The sequence below is a fragment of the Snodgrassella sp. M0110 genome (assembly GCF_016101465.1).
Lineage (GTDB): Bacteria > Pseudomonadota > Gammaproteobacteria > Burkholderiales > Neisseriaceae > Snodgrassella > Snodgrassella alvi.
Window position 1 is genome coordinate 265,290 of sequence record NZ_JACFQM010000003.1, and the last position, 20,888, is coordinate 286,177.

A 20,888-nucleotide genomic window follows, 5' to 3' on the forward strand; every position below is an offset into this window, starting at 1 on the left:
CATTATTCAGAGAACTCCTTAAGTAAGCTATATGGTTAATCGGCAAGGTCTGGATAAACTTTTTCCAGTATGGTTAATTAAATTTATTTGTTGTTGTACATAATGCTGATATGCAATTATTCCGCTTCTCAGCCATACAATATTGGCTGAATTATTAAGTTTAATTTGCTGTTGTAATGATTTAATAGTCTGTTCATCTGTACCAATTAATACATAGTGAATAAAAGCATTTTTGTTGGTAAAATTATTTTGTATAAACTGATTTAATTCTGAAATTGTATTTTGGGTAAGTGCAAATTGTTTAACCGGCTGCTCTGGTAGTACAGACAATTGTTCGGTATTTAAACCTATAGAAATGATTTGCCAGTGTATGGTTTTTCCTCCGGATAAAAAATCTTCCGGTGAAATTTCCTGCTGGTGCAGTGACACTGATTTTTGCTGGTTATCCCAGGCATATATACCGCCAGTTAAAGCAAAAATACGCTTAAAGCCTTTTTTTCTTAAATAATTAATAGTCTGATTTATCGGAATCTGATCAAAGCCGCTGCCAACCAGAATTACGTTTTTATCCATTAAAAAGCGTGCTTCAGATATTTGGTTAAGTGGGATGGTCAGCATATTTAATCCGGAATTTTGTTCTTTTATTCCTGACCTGACATCCACCCAAATAATATTATCCGGCTGCTTTTTGCTTATTTCATTCATTGTCAGCCAGAAATTTTTATCCAGCTGCTGTTTATTCCGGTTATCTGGCCATTTGATAGCCTCAGGCGATATTACGGGATCAGATATATTGCTCTGACATGCTGAAATATCTTGTGCGAATATTAGTGTTTTATAGATAACTAATAAGCACATAAGGATAAAAAATTTACTAAATCTAAGCATAACTAATTCTTTTTATTTATTATTTAATCACCGATTACTATCTGGATAAAATATTTAAATTTTATATCTATATATATATATATATAGATATAAACTGGTTATTAGTCTGAAAAGTTGTCTTAATAATCTATGAGCTGATTCTGAGCTTATATTGCTTTCTTCTCATAATGCATACAGCCATCAATTCGATTATTTTTTCTTACCACTCTTGTAGACAAAAGATTGAAATATAAATAAAAATCTAAACCTCTATATTTTCAACAGTATTTAAAATGCTATAAATACAAAATACTGATATTTCCATCCAAGATTTTGCATATGAATTATTTAATAAAGATCATCCAGTTTCACTTTAGTAAGCATTTCAATAATATTTATTTCTGCTGACATATTTCATATAATAAAAATTCGTACCCAAATTAAGTTTAATGGTATTAATTTATATATCAGTACAAAATTACATTAAACAGTAATTATCAGCTTTTTAAATATCATCCAATATCAGTTCATATTAATTCTACTGAACTCAAAATAAAATTTTCAGTACTCCATAAGCTTTCGGAATCATTAACAGGTTTAATTTACTTATCTGATAAATACTATAGGAGATAATTTTATATATTATCCATTTTGCATTATTTTTCAGACAAAATAATGCGACAATAAATATTTGAATAATTGTAGATTTATTTACCAGAAATCAGCAATCTACTAACTAATGTAATTATTAATCTAAATAGCCAAATAAATATAAGAATATTTCAGAACTTTGAATTTTGCGTTCAATATTCTTTTCAGTATCAGATTAATGTATCAGTGTTGCTTTTCTAAAAAAGAAGAATTAATTTAAATTGTTGGTTAATATTATCATACCTTATTCTTTACAGGCAAATAATTTTCAATACAAATTTTAAATAATTGGTTTATTGTATATATTTTTTGTTTAAATTTGGAAAATAAAAAAAAATCGTACTTTACAGTACGATTTTTTTTATTTTAATCAGAAACCATATATAAAATACATCATTTAATGTACAGGCTTTGCCTGATTTATTACTGATACAGGAAATGTAACTGTATTATTATTTTTATCCGGATCGGTAAGCTGACTTATTACCCGGGCAACAAAATTCCCATTTCCATCGGAACCAGTTACTTTTACTGTTAATAACAATATAGTTGCATCATTTACTGCCAGCCTGTCTATCCGCTTATCTTTAATATGATAATTTCCCATCAAAACTTTCTGACTGGTTATTTCTATATCAGAACTCAAATCAGTTTGCAAATAAACATTACGAGCATCAGCCGGGCCATTATTACTGATAGTTAATAATAATTGTACGCTGTCTGCAGGCAATGTTGGTACGCGTTCCAATTTTTCAACTTCAAGCTCAACATCTGCCTTTCCTGGTAAAACCGGAATACTGATTTGATTATTACTTAAATCAGGATCATTAGTCTGACTGAGTATATGCGTAGTGAACTGGCTTGCCTTACCATCCCCAGTTATCTTAATTGTCAATAATAGTGCGGTACTTTCACCTGAAGCAAGTTTATCAATACGTTTATCCTGAGTATTATAGTTTCCTGCCACAACTTTCTGATCAGTAATTTCAAGATTCTCAGGTAAATCATGCTGAATATAAATATTGTTTGCAATCTCAGGTCCGTGATTACTAATCGTGATCAATACTTGCGCAGTATCGTCAGGTAATGAATTGTTCCATTCGACTGCTTGAGCACTGATAGAAATGTCGGCATTATCGGTTGCAGGAGGCTGGCTAATTTTTTGCTTCGCAAACAGATTATTGTCTGCATGCATATCATCTGATAGCACAATGTGCTCAATTTTGCCTGCAACAGCATTACCGCCGGCGCTACCAGCAACAGCAGGACCATCAATCATTCCTTCTACATCGACAACCCAGACAGAATAGTCACCTGCAGGTAATTTTTCGAAAATAAATTTACCTGCCTCATTAGTATAAGCAACCCGATCAATGCGCTTACCGGCATTATCCTGTCCGGACAGAACAACTTTGATATGATTCAATCCCGGTTCATCATTATTCAACAATCCGTTTGCATCCAGATCATTATATACTGTACCGGTTATCACTGCCTGATCCTGAACGCTACCTTTTATAAACAAATTATATTTACCAGTTGAATCATGATCAAATACATTCACATAATAAGACCAGGACAGATCTTCATTACGGGATTTGGATAACCAGACATTATCATTTAATAAGTGCTTACCATCTGATCGCTCAACATTTTTCAGTTGTCGGCTGCCATGAAAAGGATCGGGTACTTTTGCATAAACAAACCCTTTAGATGCAGGAAAAGTTAGCTGGTAACTGTTGCTGATTTCTTTTAAATCAGCCTTATTACTCTGGTCAGTTACATTAGTGTCCACACCATTAGACTCATACAGGCGCAAGGCATCGCCATCACGTGCCAGAAAATCGGTAATATTATCACTGCTAGCCAAATCTACTTTTACATCATGGATCAGTGTATGTGTATTCGTAGCTTTTAACAGACTGGTAACCGCTCCACCTAAAGTATCGGCATGAGTAAATGTGGCCTTGAAATCCGTAAATGTACCTGACAGACTGGCTGTCATATTCCAGCGACCGACAGCTACAGCACCCGCCTCTATATCACCAAAATTTAGTAACAAACTTTTACCTGCCTGCTGATTTCCTATATAACTGCCCAGAATACTGAAATCTACTAGCAGATTCTTTTTATTTTCCACAATTTTGGGCTGAGCAGAATCAATCATGGTTTTATAGGAAATACCTTTACCTTCATTTTTTATGCGTACACCCAAAGCAAACGGAACCGGAGGTTCTTCTTCTGGCGTGAATGGATCATCTCCGTAAACTTCACCAGGTAAAAAGTAATCCAGTGACAGTAATGGCTGGGGTTTCACTACCACATAGTCTGGAACAACATCTACTGTGGTCTCCTGACCATTAAGCTCATAAGTCAGCTTAGCACCAATGTTGTAAAGCGTATCTTTATCTTTAGCTGCTCCGTAGGTCGGTATAATCAGCCAGTGAATATCCGCATTGGATTTTTCAGCTACCTGTCCTGTTCCGTTAATATTGTCTATTCCTGACAAAGAGTTAATCCGATAGAAAAATTTAGCTTCATCATCCTCAGTTTTTTGGGTTACCTCAACCGGCTGATTATCTTTGTCAGTAAAAACTAACTCAACCCGTATATTTTTCAGTCTGGTATCCAAACCATTTTTAATTAGCATTCGTGCATCAAATGCCTGCCGCTCAAAAGATAACTTTTGCTCAATTACTATTTTAACTTCTGCACATTCTGCATCTTGCGCAAATACTGGTCTGGCGGGCATTATGCTGCAGAAAAAAAATGCCAGCAGAGTCAGTATATGGCAAAACCCTTTAAAGTATTTTAATAGGTTAGCCTTCATTATTTAACCTTCACGTATCATTATTTATCTTGTTGAATTTACAGATATTGTATTCAATAATTTCATATATCCATCCAATTATCTGTTTACTCTCCCTTTAATCTATTATTTAAATTCAGATTTAATTTATCTTTAAATTTCTCTTAATCTCCATTTTTATATCCGTATGTTCTATTATTTAAGTAAGTTATGCTTATTGTAATTTTCAGATAGATAATTACTTATAAATGCTTATAAATAATTATTCCAAATAAATTCTAAAGTATAAGCGGATTCCATTAGCTATATAATGCTATTATTGCAATTCAGTTAATTACTTGTCATTTAAGAGCAACAACTAACTACGCTGACAGCAGTGTTGCATCCTGTCAGAAAAAAATTTAAATATAACAACCAAAGCTTAATAAAAGCGCGTCAGTTGTTTAAATTATGCAGATTAATGAAGTAAATACAGGCAAAATAGATAATATATGTGAGCAAAATATTATTTATTTCAAGTATTATAATAATACAAATACTTTTAATTCAAACTCAACAATGATATTAATACCTGCAGCAAACCATAAAAGCTAATACTATTTATTTAATTCAAAGTTAAAATAACCAATAAATAAATGCTATATTCATATTAAATATACATTAAAATTAAACAGACATCTATTTCTTTAAATATAAAGCTTTTTTAAATACTGACTTTATCTTTAATCAGTGATATCAGCAATATTTGAAACTTAATCAAATATTTATTCATCTGACCAAGATAATTTAAATGATTTCAATAAAAATATAATTTTGTGTCAATAACTCAAATATTAAATATGATTATTAATTCATCCGGAACTTATTTAAGTCTTTTATACCGATAATTTAAAATTAAACTCCATTTCCTTGTTATTTCTCTTTTATTCATTTACAACTTTAAAAGTAAATTTCTAAAATCACATTATTCAGAAACAATGTATTTATAAATATCTGTATCACACGATTAAATTTTAAAATATTTTTCTTACTATACTCTGTTTTTAACATATTTTGCAAGTGTTAATCCATACCATCAATCCTGTTCATTAATTCTAGACAGATAATACATCCTGTATTAATACCTTAGAAGTTAAATTAAAGACCTGCACCAAATTACACTGTGAATGTGTTTTTTATATTACTTATATCGGTAAAAAAGTGCGTTTTGTCTATTATCAGAAGAAACATCATATATATCTCACACCAACTCCTCTACTCTGACACTGATATTGCCTATAAAATGAGTATCAGCATGATTGTTAAAAAAGTACGGTAATGTCTTAAGATACATCCGATGCATAAAGCTTTTAATCAGAATGATTATATTCTGTAACAGAGCAATCATTTGATATCAAGCGCACAGAGATATATTGAGCGAATTTGTTCAATTTATCGTTTATAATTTTAGTGTATTTTCAGATAAATCATTAACATTTGTGTTTTGATTATTCAGGTATTAAATCTGTTTTTCAGCTCTTAGAACAATACACCATAATCCGTTTATTTATCAGAGCAATACCGTATCAATTTTATTTTCTAAGAATACAGGTAACTGTATTTAGCAAGTGATAAAGAAAGTATTAATTGCAAGGCAAATCCAATAAAAATTGTATAAATGAAAATATTTTGATACTGAGCCTGTTAAAACAAATAAATTAGTAATCCGTGATAAGATAAATAATAAAAATTTATTTGCAATCAAAAAATTTCTACTTGTAAAAGTTAGACTATTCTTAATAAAAAAATTAATAATGACTGCTTACCACCATACCATCATAAGCCGGTGTGCAGTTTTTGGGGCAGCGATGCTTAAGTGCGTAATATTCCTGATTATGAGTCATATGAATGAAGTAAGTTTGTCTGGCATTGATACGCTTAGCATAAGTAAAAGCTTGCTCGGTACTCAGATGACTTGGATATGGGGTATCCATCAGGCAATCGAGAAAGAGATAATCCAGTCCGTTTAAGTACGGAAATATAGATTCATCTATATGGTTAAGATCAGTAAACCAGGCGATGTTGCCAATACGAAAGGCACTGGTTGTCCAACTACCATGCGGTACACCGAAGTGCCATACAGGTACACCTTCAATAGTCAAAACGCTATTCTTACCTTGATTCAATGGCAGTTCATATGCACGTAATACCGGCCGGTTCCAATGGTTATTCTGTTCCAGAAAGGCATAATCGAAACGGTTCTGAATATTGGACAAGGTGTCATGGTGTCCGTAAACAGGAATAGCTGCACGTTGTCTGTAGCAAAATGCACGCAAATCATCAATGCCGTTAAGGTGGTCTGCATGCGGATGAGTATAAAGCACCCCATCGATACGCTGCAGCTTATGTTGTAAGGCCTGATGATAAAAATCAGTACCAGTATCAATTTGCCAGTATTGTTCACCAATCTGTACATGAGCACTGCAACGGGTACGCCGGTTTTTGGGATCTGTGCTGATACATGCAGAACAGTTACACCCGATAACCGGTGTACCGGATGAGCTGCCGCAGCCAAGTACAGTAACGGTAATCTGTGTCATAGCTAATTGCAGACTGGCGGAATTTTATTAAAAAGCCGATAGGTATTAGCCGTGGTAGCTTCTTCAATGCTGGTGATGCTGTCTCCGCGCAGCTGTGCTACAAATTCGGCAGTATAGCGTACGTAAGCCGGTTCATTTTGTTTACCGCGTTTAGGCACAGGCGCCAGATAGGGAGCATCAGTTTCCACCAGTATCCGGTCTAACGGAACATAGCGACAGGCTTCCTGTATCTGTCTGGCATTTTTGAAAGTTACAATTCCGGAAAAGGAAATATAAAAACCCAAATCCAGTATAGCTTTGGCAAATGCAGTATCTTCTGTAAAACAGTGAATCACACCTTGTTGTGCTTGATTTTCACGCAATAGGCGCAATGTATCGCTGGCAGCTTCCCGAGTATGGATAATCAGAGGCAATCCGGTCTGATTGGATGCCTGAATATGCGTACTGAAGCGCTGATGCTGCCATGCCAGATCTCCGCTACACCAATGATAATCGAGCCCGGTTTCTCCGATACCCACTACTTTTGGATGTCGGGCAGCTGCAACCAGTTCATCCACGCTCATTTCTGCTGAATTCTGATATTCAGGATGAACACCTACGCTGGCAAACAGGTTTGTATGCTGTTCCGCCAGCACCAGTACTTCAGCAGCACTGGTACGGTCTACACTAATAGCAATAGCCTGACCTATGTCTGCCAGAGCCATATTTTCCAGTATTTGCGGTAATCTGACTGCCAGATCAGGCATATTTAAATGGCAGTGTGAATCGATAAGCATGATTATAAAGTATAAGTAGTCCGTTCGCTTAGCAGTAATCCGGGCAAAATATCTTCAATTGACTGCTTTACTGCAATGCTGTCTTCATCTTTACCAAATGCCAGCCCAATTCCCTGTGGCTGACCGTTTGAAGTAGTAGCGGTATTTATCCACACTACTTTGGTACGCAAATATTTGGCTTCGTTGAATTCCGGTAAGTTAACAATGAGTAATAATTCTTCTCCCATTTCAAAAGTATCAGTTGTGGGAGCGAACAAACCACCATGCTGCAAAAATGACATATAACTGCGATACAGTTCCGGTTTATCGGGTATTGTTAAATTGAGCATTTTGCCCGGCAGATTAGCAGGAGCTTCAGCCATAAATTTCCTTTATGATTTTGTGTTTTTTTGCTGCCAAATATTCAGATATTCAATTAATAAATCTTCCAGCTGCATTTTAACATTGAGTGTATGTTTACCGTAAGGGGCAAGCTTGTTTACTTTATCAATTAAGGCAAACAACGCTAATGTATCTGCTTGCCGGCTAATCTCATTTAATGTTTTAGTCCATCTAGGATAATACATAGGTTGCATATTTTGCTGAGCCAGTGACAGATCAAGTAACCATTTAGCCAGCCAGTCGAGAAAAGTAGCTAGAGCCAGTTTGTGTTTATCAAAAGTAGCAGCATAATCCAGCAAAGCAATCAGACGCGGCTTAACCAGCAAGGTAATTAATTCGTTACGCAGCCGGGTATGGCTGTCGTTCTCATTAAACAAAGGGGCTCCGCCGTGAAAGGCTAGCAGTTCAGCTGCATTATCTCCGTGTTGCTGCTGTGCATAAGCCAGTGCCTGTGCAGGCGCAGGTATGGTTAACACCACTTGCCGGCAACGGCTTTTAATTGTTGGTAACAGACGGTCTTTCTGATGGCTTACCAGAATAAATACCATACCTTGCGGCGGTTCTTCCAGAATTTTCAGCAGTGCGTTAGCTGCTTGCAGATTCATATTTTCTGCCGGATAAATCAGAGCTACACGCTTGCCGCCACGATGAGCACTCAGATGGGCAAAATCCAGAACGTTACGTATAGTTTCTACCTTAATCAGTGGCTGTTTACGCTCTCCGCCTTCGCCATCTGTTTCTTCGGGGGTAACCAGCAGAAAATCGGGATGGCTGTGCTGACTGTATAAATGACAGGATGTACACTCACCACACGGCTGATGATTAGTACCCGGAGACTCGCACAATAATGCTTGTGCCAGATATTCAGCAAATTCCCGTTTACCAATTCCCGGATGACCATAAAGCAGCCATGCATGCGGTTGTTGCTGCCAGTGCCGGGCTATCTGTTGCCAGACTGGTTCAAGCCATGGATAAATCATGAATCTAATCCAAACAACTGTGCTAACCCGTGGTTAATTTGCTGTGCCACATCCTGAAGATTCAAACTGCTATCAATAACAGAATAGCGACGGGGGGTGGCCGCAGCACGTTCCAGGTAGACAGCGCGAGTATGCTCAAAAAACGCAGTATCCAGTTGTTCAAAGCGATCAGGATGACTATTCTGGCTGAGACGTTGCTGTGCAACTGTAAGAGGTACATCCAGTAATAAAGTTAAATCGGGCTGAAAACTTTGCTGCACCCAGTTTTCCAGAATAGTGATATCTGTCAGTGGTAAACCACGTCCACCTCCCTGATAGGCAAATGTAGCATCGGTAAAACGATCACTGACTACATGTATGCCTTTTTCCAGTGCCGGTTTAATGACCTCATCCAGATGCTGCTGACGTGCAGCAAATATCATCAGAGTTTCAGTACGGGCATTAGCATGAGTAGCCGGGTTTAATAATAATTCGCGTAATGCCTCACCAATGGGCGTACCGCCGGGTTCCCGGGTAAAGAGTACCGGCAGCTGGTGTTTTTCAAACCAGTTACGTATGGTATTGAGGTTGGTTGATTTACCGGCACCGTCAATTCCATCCAGAGTAATAAATTTTGCTTTCATCAATAGTAAACCCGGTTAATGCTTTTTCAAGATATATTGGCGAACAGCAGCATTATGTTCATTCAGATTGTGGCTGAACTGGCTGCGTCCTGTACCATCATTTCGCGCTACAAAGTAAAGATAATTGTTACTGGCCGGATGTGCCGCAGCTTCGAGCGCTGCTTTACCCGGCAGAGCAATAGGAGTAGGCGGCAAACCGGAACGAGTATAAGTATTGTATGGTGTATCACGGCGTAAATCCGCTTTTCCAATCTTGCCTTTATAACGGGAACCCATACCATAAATGACAGTAGGATCTGTTTGTAATCTCATATGCTGATTAAGCCGGTTAACAAATACAGCTGCTACATTGTTTCTGTCTTCAGCATGACCGGTTTCTTTTTCAATCAGGCTGGCCATAATTAGTAAATCATAGGCAGACTGATAGGGTAAATCACTGCGACGCTCTTCCCATGCAGCCTGTAAATGTCGCTGCATCGTATTAAATGCCTGCTGATAAAGAGATAAATCACTACTGTCTGAACTAATATCATAAGTAGCCGGAAAGAACAGACCTTCCGCCTGAGTATAATTACTTTCAGCATTTAGCTGCTGTAGCAATTTGCTGTCCGGCCAGTCTTTCGTAATATGCTCAATATCCGGTGTGTTATCAATTAACCTGCGCATTTGCGCAAATGTACTGCCTTCAATAATCTGCACCGTAATGCTGTCTGGTTTACCGTTGCGCAACCTTTGTAAAATTTGCCAGCTGGAAACTGAACGGGGAATGCGATAATTACCCCGATGGATTTTATCTCCCATACCCAGCATATAAGCAGTACCGACAAAAACCCAGCGGCTGTAAATCACATCATTAGCAGATAAATTACGACTTACTCCACTGATGCCGTAGCCAGCCGGTACTTTTAACCGATAGCCTGTATTGCTTTTAGGCAGGAATAAAAGTGTTGCCCACACCAGCACAAATACTAGTAAGCCTGTTAATATTAAAAGTATAGTCTGTCTTTTTTTGCGTTGCATAAACGCTTTCCTGTTTGAGAACAAAAAATCTGGGTTAGCATGTAAGTATAAATTTAATTATCAGATGCGACTACTTTATCAATCCATGTTTATTATGGGATAGGTGTTATATTCAAAAATCATACCGGTTGAAAATCATATTTTCTCTCATTCTCAGCAAAGATTGAATCAGTGCTTGCAAAATTCGGTAGTTCAGGTAAAATGCGCAACCTATTCAGCAGTAATTCGCTGCACACAGTGGGGGTATAGCTCAGTTGGTAGAGCGCTTGCATGGCATGCAAGAGGTCAGCGGTTCGATCCCGCTTACCTCCACCAATTTACATTAAAGATTCAATGATTTAAGCCACATTCGCACTGTGGCTTTTTTTATTGAAGCTTGGCTGGTGTCAATTTGGTGTCAAATTGCGCCGAGTTTGCCGCGTACTGTTTTAAGTGATCAACATTCATGTGCGCATATCTTTTTACCATCTTTTCGCTAGACTAGCCGTTTGGTGTTCAACCGAAGTATAAGCGGTTTTAATCAACCTTTCCCATAATAAGCACAGCAAATAGTACGTACAAAATCAAAGTATCTAATTGTTCCACTGTGAAGTCACTGTTGGTTTTGGAATATGCTACCTACCCGGCTGGCCGATAAGTCGATCATCGTATGCCTTTGTTTGATGTATTTTCTTATTGGTAGTCACCAACAAGTCTAGTTATGCTGTGTGGCTGCACTCTTGATGGGATAAGATAGTGTTCAATGCTTGTTCGCATTTTTTGAGGATTAACATTCAATTTATGATAATCAAAATAATTACGCGAGTGTGTATCAATCGGCTAGATGGCAGCTTGAGCTAGTGCGCCTTGCATCTGGTCTAATTGACGCATTTGATGGTATGCTTTTGTATATGAAATTAAAAAAGAATATTTTAATATGAAACAATTTTTTTTTATTATGTGTTGCTGTCTGGCTTTAACAGCTTGCGGAAAAAGAATCAGTACCAGTAACCTACCGCAAAGCTGCCAGGATTTATTTAAACGGTGGGATGAATTGATTGTAAAGCTGGAATCTAACAGTAATATCCCCGCTTTCTATGTGCAATATGAAAAAGATGATCGAGCCATTATGCTAAATTCGGCTCAAAAAATTGAAATAAGCAAAAAAGTACGTATGTGTGAATATTTTAAGCACTCTATTGATAAAAAATTGCAGGCTTTGGCTTCTGATCCGCATGGTCTTGACGATCATATCCAAAAAATAGAAAAACAAAACAATTATAATTAGACTCAAAAAGCACCCAATATAACCTCTATTGTTGCTTCAAATAGTCACATCTCATCTGCTGCTTCATAAGCGCAATTTGGACAGGTAATTTATAGCGCAAAGCTACTCTACCCGCCTCAGTCTTATACTGATAATAGCCAAGCAGTACAGCAATCCAATCTTCTGCTACTGAACTTAAAAAGTTCGGTAAACTGACCAGCCATTCTTTGTTTTCTTTCTCAACTCTTTTTAATGCTATTATCATAAATTTATTTAATTTACTTGATGAGGATATATTACAATTGTAATTGAATATATATGATTAATTTTGTGATCTTATAGTAAAATTGCTATTTTTTGGTCATATTAAATTATAAGTTTTTAGCTTCCTCGTTAAACCATTTACCTATAATCATAACTAAGGTTCCAGTACAACAGCATTTATCGGATTATATTCTTTACTGTCCATTATTTTTCTCATGTAATTGATTTCCTTATCAGCTTCTTCCTGTTTTATCTGCATCAGACATTGTCCTTCACATTGCATTTTTGTAAGCCGAGAAGGTTTAATATCAAATATAGTAGTTGTAAAAAAGACCACCAAAATGGTGGTCGATAATTTGCACATTTCTTCTCCTTTGTAGACCGGCGTATTTGTTATGGCAAATATCTGTTATTGTGTATTATGTTATACAGATAAATTAATGCATACATTCTAACTTTTGTTTAAAATTTTTTTTACCTTGGGGAGAGTTAAAACACTGGCAGATAAAATACCTGGCTGTTGTAAAAGAAGAGAAGAATGCTGCTTTACCTTCATAATAAACGGCAAAAATAGGTTGGTTATTAATAATAGCGTATTTGGATATTACAAAACCGCTTTCTTTATGCATCCAGTCAAAACCGCGATCAGGTCGCTTTATTTTGGTTAAGCTGATTTTCATCACATTCTCCTGCTGTTATTGAGCCAGTTATTCTTATCCTGAAATTGTTATATCTATTGGTTCCCAGTCTTCACTATTTTTACAAGATAACCAACTAAGTGAGGTGTCTCCGATGTTATACTCGTCTTCATCAGTTGTAGAAATAACAACTCCATGGCTTTCAGAAAAAAACAGAACAATAAATCCGTATTCCGGATCCCTGCGAGCAACCGGATAGTTAATTCTTTCTTTTGAGGGTTTAACAATTTCCAGCATAATTAGCTCCTTTTTAAAAGTGATTAAATAGTGAGAGTTGCACTGTTACCGAGCTCTAAAAACTCAAATACACTTATTTTTAATAAATCTACTGTGGTTTTTAAACTCATTGCATTTCCGTTTATAGCTGCAATTTTTAAAAAAGACCGATAAACAATTTCAAGAATAATAAACAAGTATTTGCTTATCCTAAACTTATGAAGCCTGGCAATCTGGTCAATCATTCTTTTTGCTTCTTTTCACCGATACTGTTTCATAACGAAGTCATTTGTTTCTTTAACTTGTTCGATGGGTATATATTACAATTGTAATTAAATATATGCAATCAATTTTGTGATTATTTAAACTTAAAATCGATAATATTTTGATTATTAAAATGAATTAATTATTACTTTTGTGATTATTTGTTGTAAAAAAAACCGCTAATTGTTAGCGGTATCAAGTTAGAAGTTTTAGCCTCCTCGCCAGACCATTTTACCTAGTACTTTAAACTGGTCATATGTTTCTTGCGTTACATGCATAGTTTCATAATCTCGGTGATAGCTAATGATATCAATACCATCTTCAGAATTACGTAATTCTTTAATATATAACCTATTTTTAAATATTATTGCATATACACTGCCATCTACAATCTCTAAATCATTTATGTCTAGCAAAATCGTGTCCATGTCATAGAGTAAGGGCTCCATGGATTCACCACGAACATACATTGCTTTAAGAGATGACTCATTAAGACCTCTTCTCTGTAGCCAACTTTCTCTGAAGAGTAATTTATCCGGAGTATCACGAACTATCCAAGTTGCGTTACCAATACCTGCAGATAAACTGATATCATAATACGGAATTTTCACATACGCCCCTATATCGTTACTAATATTTTTGTCAGAATAACTACCAATTTCAGAGGACACCGGAACTACACTTAAATCTTTTACACCATTTAATAAATAATTTGGTGTAGTATCAAGAGCTTCTGCAAGCTCTATTATCCTTTTTGTGCTTTTATTTCTGCCTGTTTCTATTTGAGCGATTGTACTTTGTGGAACGCCCGCCATTTTTGCTAATTTAGCTTGTGAAAGATTTTTACTTTCACGAAGCTTAGCCAGACGTTCTCCGAATGTGGCCATAGATCGCTTTCTGGAAAAAGATTAAAATTTATCACATATGTGATAATGCTTCAATAATCTAAGCATATTGCGATTGTACTAAAATTTTAAAATGAAACTCTTTTGGATTGATAATTTAAAATAAAATATTACAATTCTGCTTGCTCATCATAATCATCCAATACCCCATCATTCATTCTGTCTAAATGCTTTTGTTTACTCAGTTCTTTCAGTTTACTATATGAAATATAGCTACAAATTTCAGATAAAGGGGCTTTCTCCAATAGAGAAAACACTGGTCTGAGTATTTCCTGAAAAACTTTTTCCTGCCGGTAATCGGGTGCAACAATATGTAATTTGATATTCATATTCGGTTGCAGTGCAAGTAAATCGGCCATTCTCAATAAACCAGAATATACTGAGGTCGTTTGCTCTATTTCGAACGCTCGAATAATTGAACGCCCTTTTAACCAAATAACATCTATTTGTTCAATCGTACTTAATGTCGTCTCATCATAATTAAGCGGTAATCTGTCCAATAAAGCTTCGGTATCTTTTTTCCATTCTTTTAAGACTCTGCTGCGATCTGCTTTAGGTAACCAAATTCGATGTCCCATACAAGCTCCTATCTGAGCCAGTAATGCCTGCATTTTAATTGATTCACGGACATCATTATTTATGCATATTTCATTATTTTCTAAAGATTCTTCATTTTCAGGTACAGAAACTTCAACAACTTTTTCAACACGATTTACGGTATGTTTTTTTAAATTTTTCAGCTCTTTTTCATCTAAAGGATATGGAAAAGGATTATTAGCCTGCATCGATAGCATCTCTGCCAATAACTCTCCGTCTTTATCATTAAGTTTATTTAAACTGTTTCGCAGAATACCAGTCCAGATACCACTGTTTTTAGGATATGACTGAGTAAAAGAAAGATGCTGCCAAATTTTATCGTCATGAATAGGGATTGAATCAGGCAAGGATAACCATACTTTTGTTCGCACATGAAAACGCAAAATAAACGGATCATTATTTTCTACAAAAATAGGAGTATTATCCTGAAATGGACAATTATCAATCACTTCAAGCAAACCACACCAGCGAGATAATCGAGTAATATAACAAACTAGGATATCTCCGGTTTTAAGCTTTGCTGCTAAACCGTGATGCTTGATACGAAAACCACTAACAGTTCTATCAGAATGAGTAAAAGCTTCATAGGTTTCCGGTGAAAAAAGATTTATGTAGTAAGTCATAAGTTATATCTTTTACAATTTTAAACATCATAACTATTTTATTTATATCTCACTTACTGGAATTACCATAGCAATTATCAAAATTAGTGCTAATAATTACTTTAAAGTTATTAGTGAAGTTGAGAATTATGCATATCAGATAAAATTTTGTTTATTTATATTACCTAAAAACAAAAGATATTGACATAAAAATATTAAATAACTAACAATAGTATCAACTCATTCTAATCATTTTCCGGATCAGTATAAGATTGTATTAACTTAAATAACGTGCCGTTTGTTCTAATATCTGCTGTAACGTTTCTGCGCTCAACCCTAATGCACGCATGCATAAAGCACAATCGGCCGCCTGAGTAATCCCCCACAGATATTGATTATTTTCTAACGGCCAGTCTGGCTGTAGTGCAGAATAGATTTCGTTAACCAGTTGCTGGATTTCGTTTTTGCTGGCAGCGGTATTGACATAGTAAAGACAAGCCTGATGGGTATATTGCTCCATCTGTCCCAGTACATTCAATGGCTGCTGATGCGGTTGCCAGCATATATTGTCATTAAGCAATGTCTGCTGTCGGTAATCAATGTTAATGCGTGAAGACAGATAGCGAAAATCCCAGCTTTCCTGATTAAGCACGCGACCGCAGGCTATGATTTCGCCCAGCATGAGCTGACAGTTATCTGCCAGAGTAATGTGCATGGTTTGTGTTAAAGCTGCATCACGATGCAATACCAAAGGATGAGGCAGATAGCATAGCCGGCTGTGTTCATGCAAGTAGATACGGGTATGCTGCTGTGCTTCCATAGCAGCCGGCATAGATTGCACCCGGGTAAATGCCTGGGTAAACAAATACAATTGGGTTTGTTCCGCCAGCTCTATATCAATTCCAATACTATCCCCTGCCAGTAATCCCGGTGATGAACTCATTTGTATCGCCGGCAAAGCCTGCGACCATACCGGTGATATCATTTGCGGTAAAGGCAGAATTTTAAGCGGTGGTGTATAAAAGCAACTGGCAAAGGTAGTCTGTCCGTGCCGGTTTAGCTGAGTAGATAGATGTAAACGGCTGTGCATTAACGTATCAGACCGGCTGGTTCGTCTGTGTTCTCAAGTAAGGCGTATTTTTTAATCCATTTGATTACAGTGTTAATACCTTCCTCTGCCATCAGATTGGTAAATACAAATGGCTGCCCTTTACGCATACGCTGTGAATCATGCTGCATCACTTCAAGGCTGGCACCCACATACGGCGCTAAATCAGTTTTATTGATAACCAGCAAATCAGAACGGGTAATACCCGGCCCGCCTTTGCGCGGAATTTTTTCTCCTTGCGCCACATCAATAACAAACAGCGTAACATCAGCCAGATCAGGGCTGAAAGTAGCTGAAAGATTATCACCGCCACTTTCGATAAATACTATCTGAATATCTGGAAAGCGTGCTGTCATTTCATCTACTGCTTCCAGGTTCATACTGGCATCTTCACGAATAGCAGTATGCGGACAACCACCGGTTTCTACGCCCATAATTCGTTCTGGTGGCAACAGGCTGTTTTTGGTCAGAAATTCAGCATCTTCCTGCGTATAGATATCATTAGTAATCACCGCAATACTATATTCCTGAGCCATATGACGGGTAAGTTTTTCAATCAGTGCAGTTTTACCGGAACCTACCGGACCGGCAACGCCGATTTTAATGTATTCACGCATGGTGTTCCTTCTGCATCGATTCCGTTTATTCGGATTGATACAGTATTTCACGACTAACTCAGCTGCTTTTATTCAGACAGAACAGCTTGTTTATTAAACAATCAGTTCAGAAGCCATTTCTGTCTGAACTGATTTTATCCGGGTATTGTTATCAGCCTGCAAACAGCATACCAAAACCAATCAAACCAATCACGCTGCCAGTAAACCGCAACACCCACTGATGTTTACTCATTACTGTACCCAGTACAAATCCGATGGCATGCAAAACCGCCGTTGCAATAATAAAGCCACAGGCATAACTGAATGCACCATGTGAGCCCATTTCGGCACCATGTGCGATACCATGAAACAAAGCAAACAGACCAACCAGCAGCATAGCGGCACCTGCCGGTACTTTTTTCAACCAGGCCGCAGCCAGCCCCAATACCAGTACGGAAGCGGCAATCCCCTGCTCCAGCATTGGCATTCGGATATCCTGCGCTCCCATCACAAATCCGGCAGTCATCACACTGACAAAGGTAACGGGAATCAGCCAGCGTGCTTTACCCTGAAAAGTTGCCGCCCATAAACCTACTGCTACCATAGCCAGCAGATGATCCCAGCCACTAAGCGGATGCTGAACGCCTGCCATCCAGCCTTCGGTAAGGTGTCCGGGATGAGCAAAGGCAAATGCCGGGGTTAATAATAACAAAGCAAATATTTTTTTCATGTTTTCCTCCAGTGTTGAGACATTAACTCATATACAAACGGCTATACAAACGCTCGTGCTGCATTGCCCGAATGTCCGTTGTCAGTGTTGTAGCGCCAAGTTGCTGTTGTTGCGGTTGCATACTTGCAATAACGATATGAGCTATTACTGCATGCAATTCAATTAACATTTCCTGTCCGGCCATCTGGCTGAGCGGTATCAGCTTAACCCCGTTGGTAATTAAACCTACTACGGCATTGTAATAAAATGCCTGCAATGCTGCCGCTTTATCCAGTTGCATGGACGCAGCAAGTAATCCAAATACCAGCGGGTAAAACCCGCGTACCTGCTGTGCTGCTAAAGCAGCCTGATAGGAAGCCACTATTGCTGCGCTGGTATGTGGTGCAAAAATTTTCAGCAGACGTATGCCGAGCTTATAACTACTTTCCCGTAATTCACGTGCGATTTTTGTCGCCCCTATTTGCCTGTCCAAAGATATCAGAGCATTCAGATTATGTTCAGTAGCAGCAGTATAAGCCAGAGACATGTAAGCACCATCATTATGTAACCAGTTTTGCTTTAGCTGTGTTTCAGCAAATGCTTTCAGTGTAACAGCATCATAAATAATGCCCTGCTGAACAAAAGTCTCCAGCCCTCCGGAATGGTTAAAACCACCGATTGGTAGCGTCGGGTCGGCCAGTTGCAGCAATAATCCTGCACGTGTCAGTGTTTCAATATCAATTTTTCGGTCTGAGCCGGACATATAGTGCAATTCATTAATGATGGTGATGACCGGTTATATCATGGCTATGGCTGTGTCCTGCACCGATACCCGGCGCTGAATTAGCTCGCAACTGTTCACTTAATCTTCGTTGCTGACGTGTCGGTGCGAATCCGGCAGCCTGCAGCCACTCAAATAAAGGTTTATCAAACGGCAACAGTAATTCATTACCATCCAGAAACAATGGTGTGTGTTTATTGCCGATTTCATAGCAGGCACGTGCCATTTCCGGCAAAGTTTGCGGAGCAAGTACCATGACTTCACTTAGCTCGATTTGCACTGCAATGACCAGCTGTTTATCCAGATAAACCACATCATCATGATGCAGTCGCTGCCCCTCTTTCAGCAGGCGAAAAGCAATTTCGCGCCCGCCGGCAGTTGTAGTACGGATAATGCGCCGGTCTGCTTCAAACCATTGCAGACAAACAGTGTCCAGCTTCTGAGTAGTAATCTGCTTCTTTTGCTCAAGATTTTTTCTCGTATCTAAAACGGCTTCAACTTTAATCATCATTTTTAAGCACATTCATACAATATTTATAAATAGATTCAGATAATTTCTTTGATCTATCTATTACATCGTTTTTAGACCAATCTTTATTAAATTGATAAAATCGGCAAAATTCTTTTACTTGCTGCAATTCCGATCTATTAAATATTTTTATCTTTTTTATAAGTTGATCATCTTTACACTCATTATTTAATTCTTTATCTAAAGGTAAAAGATTACCAATATTATGAGACCACTCCGTATCAATTTTTTGCGATTGAATATGCTCAATAGTAAATTTATTTACAGATAATTCATCAGTTGTTAATAAAATTTTTTCATAAGTTTTGAATATATATTGTATTAACTTTTTATCTTTCGTGAAGGTGTTTGAATACTTTAGTTCGATAAATTTCTTCTCAAAATTCTCATAAGGAATATCACTTACTTTATGATATAGATGCTCCGATATACTGTCTAAAATTATTTTTATTTCTCTTTTATCTTTAGTTCTTTTTAACTCTTGAGATCGTTTTGAATACATACTCTCCAATCCAGATGCTCTTGAAGAGGTAATAGCCGAAAACATAAAATGAAAAATCTCAATTTGCTTGACAATTTTTACAAGCTGATTCAAATTTATTAACTTTTCTTTGTAATAACCTAGCAATGTTGTCAATAGGGGATGTGGTTGCTTCACTCTAAAGTCTATAATTGCTCTCAATGAACTGTAAATGTTTATTTCTTCATTAAAATCTGTTACATTTGGAGAAATTATTTTTATGTAATTTTCTGCAAAAGCCAATAGATTTTTTAAAAAAATTTCATAACTACTTTTATTTTTAGGAATTTTATTTTGAAAAAGATTATATATTTTACTTTCAGTAGCAAAGGTATAATTGGCTATCCAAAAATGCCTGAAAAAAACATCTAAAGAAACTATATTGGCTCTTGAGTTTAAGATTGATTTTAGCTTTATCCAAGACTCTTTAGCATAATCACTAGGATGTGACTCATCTAAGACTTCAAAAATTTTATTTTTTATCAGATCTAAAGTTGATAAATCTTTTCCTTTAGCATTTAACGTTTCAAAAATAGTTTGTGCATCTTCTTTATCCTCAACAGTAATATAAATAGCACTACAACGAATGATTTGATCTCTTATTGCTTTTAAAAAAAGTAGAAATTCTGAAATACTGCCCTTTTTTGATAAAATATTATCTTTAAAAAATTTATAAGCATTAAATAATTTAAATTCTTCTGTAGTATTAAATTTTAATTCAGTATCATTTTTTTTATATTGAATTGCTTTTTGTAAAAAGGGTTTAGGAGATTCATTTTCTAATTTAAAAAAGTCTTGATAATCCGAATCTTTTCCTTCTACATATACATAACAACTATTAGCAAAATCATCATTATTGATATCGTATCCAATATGAGTTAATGCAGCCAGTAATATTGTAATTGTTGTTAATCTTTGTTGACCATCAACAATCATGAATTCGGTATCTTTTACATCATCTCCAACTAAGACAAAAGAACCTATAAAATAATCCCGTGTATTAAAAATTTCTTTCTCATAATCAAATTGCTCTGTAATATCTTTCCAAAACTCTTCGACTTGTTCAATATCCCAAGAATATTCACGTTGATACCTCGGGATAACATATTTTCTTTGTAATGTTAAAATGTCTTTAACAGATTTCGAATAAGCACAAAGTTTCATATC

General features: G+C 36.5%; 23 protein-coding genes and 1 tRNA gene. 2 read left to right on the forward strand and 22 right to left on the reverse strand.

Annotation, left to right across the window (positions count from 1 at the left end; all coding sequences use genetic code 11):
* Positions 1–27: 27 nt before the first annotated feature.
* The 8 genes from H3T84_RS06145 to mltG all read right to left on the reverse strand — a co-directional run bounded on the left by H3T84_RS06145 (position 28) and on the right by mltG (position 10,686).
* A complete protein-coding gene (locus H3T84_RS06145; protein WP_174832959.1) occupies positions 28–618 on the reverse strand; it encodes a rhodanese-like domain-containing protein in 591 nt (196 codons plus the stop codon).
* Between the two features lie 1,297 nt (positions 619–1,915).
* Positions 1,916–4,270: an SdrD B-like domain-containing protein gene (locus tag H3T84_RS06150; RefSeq protein WP_198218548.1), complete on the reverse strand. Its 2,355-nt coding sequence runs from the start codon at positions 4,268–4,270 to the stop codon at positions 1,916–1,918.
* 1,844 nt (positions 4,271–6,114) lie between these two features.
* On the reverse strand, positions 6,115–6,906 hold the full coding sequence (locus tag H3T84_RS06155; protein ID WP_174832957.1) for an MBL fold metallo-hydrolase: 792 nt from the start codon (positions 6,904–6,906) through the stop codon (positions 6,115–6,117).
* A gap of 2 nt (positions 6,907–6,908) precedes the next feature.
* Positions 6,909–7,685 carry a TatD family hydrolase gene (locus tag H3T84_RS06160; RefSeq protein ID WP_037475687.1) on the reverse strand — a complete coding sequence of 259 codons (777 nt, stop codon included), beginning with the start codon at positions 7,683–7,685 and terminating at the stop codon, positions 6,909–6,911.
* Positions 7,685–8,044: a PilZ domain-containing protein gene (locus tag H3T84_RS06165; protein ID WP_037475690.1), complete on the reverse strand. Its 360-nt coding sequence runs from the start codon at positions 8,042–8,044 to the stop codon at positions 7,685–7,687. Before H3T84_RS06165 ends, H3T84_RS06160 begins: the two co-directional genes overlap by 1 nt.
* 9 nt (positions 8,045–8,053) lie before the next feature.
* The gene (holB, locus tag H3T84_RS06170) at positions 8,054–9,043 is read right to left on the reverse strand and encodes a DNA polymerase III subunit delta' (RefSeq protein WP_037475692.1); all 990 of its coding nucleotides are present in this window, start codon (positions 9,041–9,043) and stop codon (positions 8,054–8,056) included.
* Positions 9,040–9,666 (reverse strand): dTMP kinase, encoded by a 627-nt coding sequence (tmk, locus tag H3T84_RS06175; RefSeq protein WP_174832955.1) that lies wholly within the window; start codon positions 9,664–9,666, stop codon positions 9,040–9,042. The genes holB and tmk overlap by 4 nt, the downstream gene beginning before the upstream one ends.
* Positions 9,667–9,681: 15 nt before the next feature.
* Positions 9,682–10,686: an endolytic transglycosylase MltG gene (mltG, locus tag H3T84_RS06180; protein ID WP_198218549.1), complete on the reverse strand. Its 1,005-nt coding sequence runs from the start codon at positions 10,684–10,686 to the stop codon at positions 9,682–9,684.
* A 239-nt stretch (positions 10,687–10,925) separates the two neighbouring features.
* Between mltG and H3T84_RS06185 the strand changes: the two genes are divergently transcribed.
* Positions 10,926–11,001 (forward strand) — tRNA-Ala (locus tag H3T84_RS06185).
* A 357-nt stretch (positions 11,002–11,358) separates the two neighbouring features.
* Here H3T84_RS06185 and H3T84_RS12430 read toward each other — a convergent pair.
* Positions 11,359–11,502, reverse strand: a complete 144-nt coding sequence (locus H3T84_RS12430; RefSeq protein WP_367439119.1) for an RAQPRD family integrative conjugative element protein — start codon at positions 11,500–11,502, stop codon at positions 11,359–11,361.
* A 100-nt stretch (positions 11,503–11,602) separates the two neighbouring features.
* Here H3T84_RS12430 and H3T84_RS06195 point away from each other — a divergent pair, with 100 nt between their 5' ends.
* Positions 11,603–11,953 carry a hypothetical protein gene (locus H3T84_RS06195; RefSeq protein WP_198218551.1) on the forward strand — a complete coding sequence of 117 codons (351 nt, stop codon included), beginning with the start codon at positions 11,603–11,605 and terminating at the stop codon, positions 11,951–11,953.
* 25 nt (positions 11,954–11,978) lie between these two features.
* Here the strand turns inward: H3T84_RS06195 and H3T84_RS06200 are convergent, their stop codons facing one another.
* From H3T84_RS06200 to H3T84_RS06260, 13 genes are all read right to left on the reverse strand, one after another.
* Positions 11,979–12,197 (reverse strand): hypothetical protein, encoded by a 219-nt coding sequence (locus tag H3T84_RS06200; protein WP_198218552.1) that lies wholly within the window; start codon positions 12,195–12,197, stop codon positions 11,979–11,981.
* A gap of 153 nt (positions 12,198–12,350) precedes the next feature.
* Entirely contained in the window at positions 12,351–12,560 is a 210-nt protein-coding gene (locus H3T84_RS06205; RefSeq protein ID WP_198218553.1) for a hypothetical protein, read from the reverse strand.
* A gap of 73 nt (positions 12,561–12,633) precedes the next feature.
* Positions 12,634–12,876 carry a hypothetical protein gene (locus H3T84_RS06210; protein WP_198218554.1) on the reverse strand — a complete coding sequence of 81 codons (243 nt, stop codon included), beginning with the start codon at positions 12,874–12,876 and terminating at the stop codon, positions 12,634–12,636.
* A 33-nt stretch (positions 12,877–12,909) separates the two neighbouring features.
* The gene (locus H3T84_RS06215) at positions 12,910–13,131 is read right to left on the reverse strand and encodes a hypothetical protein (RefSeq protein ID WP_037475708.1); all 222 of its coding nucleotides are present in this window, start codon (positions 13,129–13,131) and stop codon (positions 12,910–12,912) included.
* A 23-nt stretch (positions 13,132–13,154) separates the two neighbouring features.
* Positions 13,155–13,355 (reverse strand): hypothetical protein, encoded by a 201-nt coding sequence (locus tag H3T84_RS06220; RefSeq protein WP_198218555.1) that lies wholly within the window; start codon positions 13,353–13,355, stop codon positions 13,155–13,157.
* 228 nt (positions 13,356–13,583) lie between these two features.
* Positions 13,584–14,261, reverse strand: a complete 678-nt coding sequence (locus tag H3T84_RS06225; protein ID WP_174832950.1) for an XRE family transcriptional regulator — start codon at positions 14,259–14,261, stop codon at positions 13,584–13,586.
* Between the two features lie 128 nt (positions 14,262–14,389).
* Positions 14,390–15,499, reverse strand: coding sequence for a hypothetical protein (locus H3T84_RS06230; protein ID WP_198218556.1), 1,110 nt, complete (start codon positions 15,497–15,499; stop codon positions 14,390–14,392).
* A gap of 256 nt (positions 15,500–15,755) precedes the next feature.
* Positions 15,756–16,568: an urease accessory protein UreD gene (locus H3T84_RS06235; protein WP_198218557.1), complete on the reverse strand. Its 813-nt coding sequence runs from the start codon at positions 16,566–16,568 to the stop codon at positions 15,756–15,758.
* Positions 16,568–17,203, reverse strand: coding sequence for an urease accessory protein UreG (ureG, locus tag H3T84_RS06240; RefSeq protein ID WP_198211531.1), 636 nt, complete (start codon positions 17,201–17,203; stop codon positions 16,568–16,570). Before ureG ends, H3T84_RS06235 begins: the two co-directional genes overlap by 1 nt.
* Before the next feature lie 151 nt (positions 17,204–17,354).
* Complete coding sequence (locus H3T84_RS06245; RefSeq protein WP_198218558.1) at positions 17,355–17,912, reverse strand: HupE/UreJ family protein; 558 nt, start codon at positions 17,910–17,912, stop codon at positions 17,355–17,357.
* A gap of 22 nt (positions 17,913–17,934) precedes the next feature.
* Complete coding sequence (locus tag H3T84_RS06250; protein ID WP_198218559.1) at positions 17,935–18,654, reverse strand: urease accessory protein UreF; 720 nt, start codon at positions 18,652–18,654, stop codon at positions 17,935–17,937.
* 13 nt (positions 18,655–18,667) lie between these two features.
* On the reverse strand, positions 18,668–19,183 hold the full coding sequence (gene ureE, locus H3T84_RS06255; protein WP_198218560.1) for an urease accessory protein UreE: 516 nt from the start codon (positions 19,181–19,183) through the stop codon (positions 18,668–18,670).
* Complete coding sequence (locus H3T84_RS06260; protein WP_198218561.1) at positions 19,173–20,885, reverse strand: DUF262 domain-containing protein; 1,713 nt, start codon at positions 20,883–20,885, stop codon at positions 19,173–19,175. The genes ureE and H3T84_RS06260 overlap by 11 nt, the downstream gene beginning before the upstream one ends.
* Between the last annotated feature and the right edge of the window lie 3 nt (positions 20,886–20,888).

Excerpts from the sequence above, each read along its gene's own strand:
- H3T84_RS06210 (WP_198218554.1), bottom strand. The coding sequence starts at position 12,876 with ATGAAAATCAGCTTAACCAAAATAAAGCGACCTGATCGCGGTTTTGAC.
- H3T84_RS06145 (WP_174832959.1), bottom strand. The coding sequence starts at position 618 with ATGCTGACCATCCCACTTAACCAAATATCTGAAGCACGCTTTTTAATG.
- H3T84_RS06245 (WP_198218558.1), bottom strand. The coding sequence starts at position 17,912 with ATGAAAAAAATATTTGCTTTGTTATTATTAACCCCGGCATTTGCCTTT.
- tmk (WP_174832955.1), bottom strand. The coding sequence starts at position 9,666 with ATGAAAGCAAAATTTATTACTCTGGATGGAATTGACGGTGCCGGTAAA.
- H3T84_RS06150 (WP_198218548.1), bottom strand. The coding sequence starts at position 4,270 with ATGCCCGCCAGACCAGTATTTGCGCAAGATGCAGAATGTGCAGAAGTT.
- mltG (WP_198218549.1), bottom strand. The coding sequence starts at position 10,686 with ATGCAACGCAAAAAAAGACAGACTATACTTTTAATATTAACAGGCTTA.
- H3T84_RS06155 (WP_174832957.1), bottom strand. The coding sequence starts at position 6,906 with ATGACACAGATTACCGTTACTGTACTTGGCTGCGGCAGCTCATCCGGT.
- H3T84_RS06225 (WP_174832950.1), bottom strand. The coding sequence starts at position 14,261 with ATGGCCACATTCGGAGAACGTCTGGCTAAGCTTCGTGAAAGTAAAAAT.
- H3T84_RS06220 (WP_198218555.1), bottom strand. The coding sequence starts at position 13,355 with ATGATTGACCAGATTGCCAGGCTTCATAAGTTTAGGATAAGCAAATAC.
- H3T84_RS06250 (WP_198218559.1), bottom strand. The coding sequence starts at position 18,654 with ATGTCCGGCTCAGACCGAAAAATTGATATTGAAACACTGACACGTGCA.
- H3T84_RS06195 (WP_198218551.1), top strand. The coding sequence starts at position 11,603 with ATGAAACAATTTTTTTTTATTATGTGTTGCTGTCTGGCTTTAACAGCT.
- H3T84_RS06215 (WP_037475708.1), bottom strand. The coding sequence starts at position 13,131 with ATGCTGGAAATTGTTAAACCCTCAAAAGAAAGAATTAACTATCCGGTT.
- H3T84_RS06165 (WP_037475690.1), bottom strand. The coding sequence starts at position 8,044 with ATGGCTGAAGCTCCTGCTAATCTGCCGGGCAAAATGCTCAATTTAACA.
- ureE (WP_198218560.1), bottom strand. The coding sequence starts at position 19,183 with ATGATGATTAAAGTTGAAGCCGTTTTAGATACGAGAAAAAATCTTGAG.
- ureG (WP_198211531.1), bottom strand. The coding sequence starts at position 17,203 with ATGCGTGAATACATTAAAATCGGCGTTGCCGGTCCGGTAGGTTCCGGT.
- H3T84_RS06230 (WP_198218556.1), bottom strand. The coding sequence starts at position 15,499 with ATGACTTACTACATAAATCTTTTTTCACCGGAAACCTATGAAGCTTTT.
- H3T84_RS06200 (WP_198218552.1), bottom strand. The coding sequence starts at position 12,197 with ATGATAATAGCATTAAAAAGAGTTGAGAAAGAAAACAAAGAATGGCTG.
- H3T84_RS06235 (WP_198218557.1), bottom strand. The coding sequence starts at position 16,568 with ATGCACAGCCGTTTACATCTATCTACTCAGCTAAACCGGCACGGACAG.
- holB (WP_037475692.1), bottom strand. The coding sequence starts at position 9,043 with ATGATTTATCCATGGCTTGAACCAGTCTGGCAACAGATAGCCCGGCAC.
- H3T84_RS06260 (WP_198218561.1), bottom strand. The coding sequence starts at position 20,885 with ATGAAACTTTGTGCTTATTCGAAATCTGTTAAAGACATTTTAACATTA.
- H3T84_RS06205 (WP_198218553.1), bottom strand. The coding sequence starts at position 12,560 with ATGTGCAAATTATCGACCACCATTTTGGTGGTCTTTTTTACAACTACT.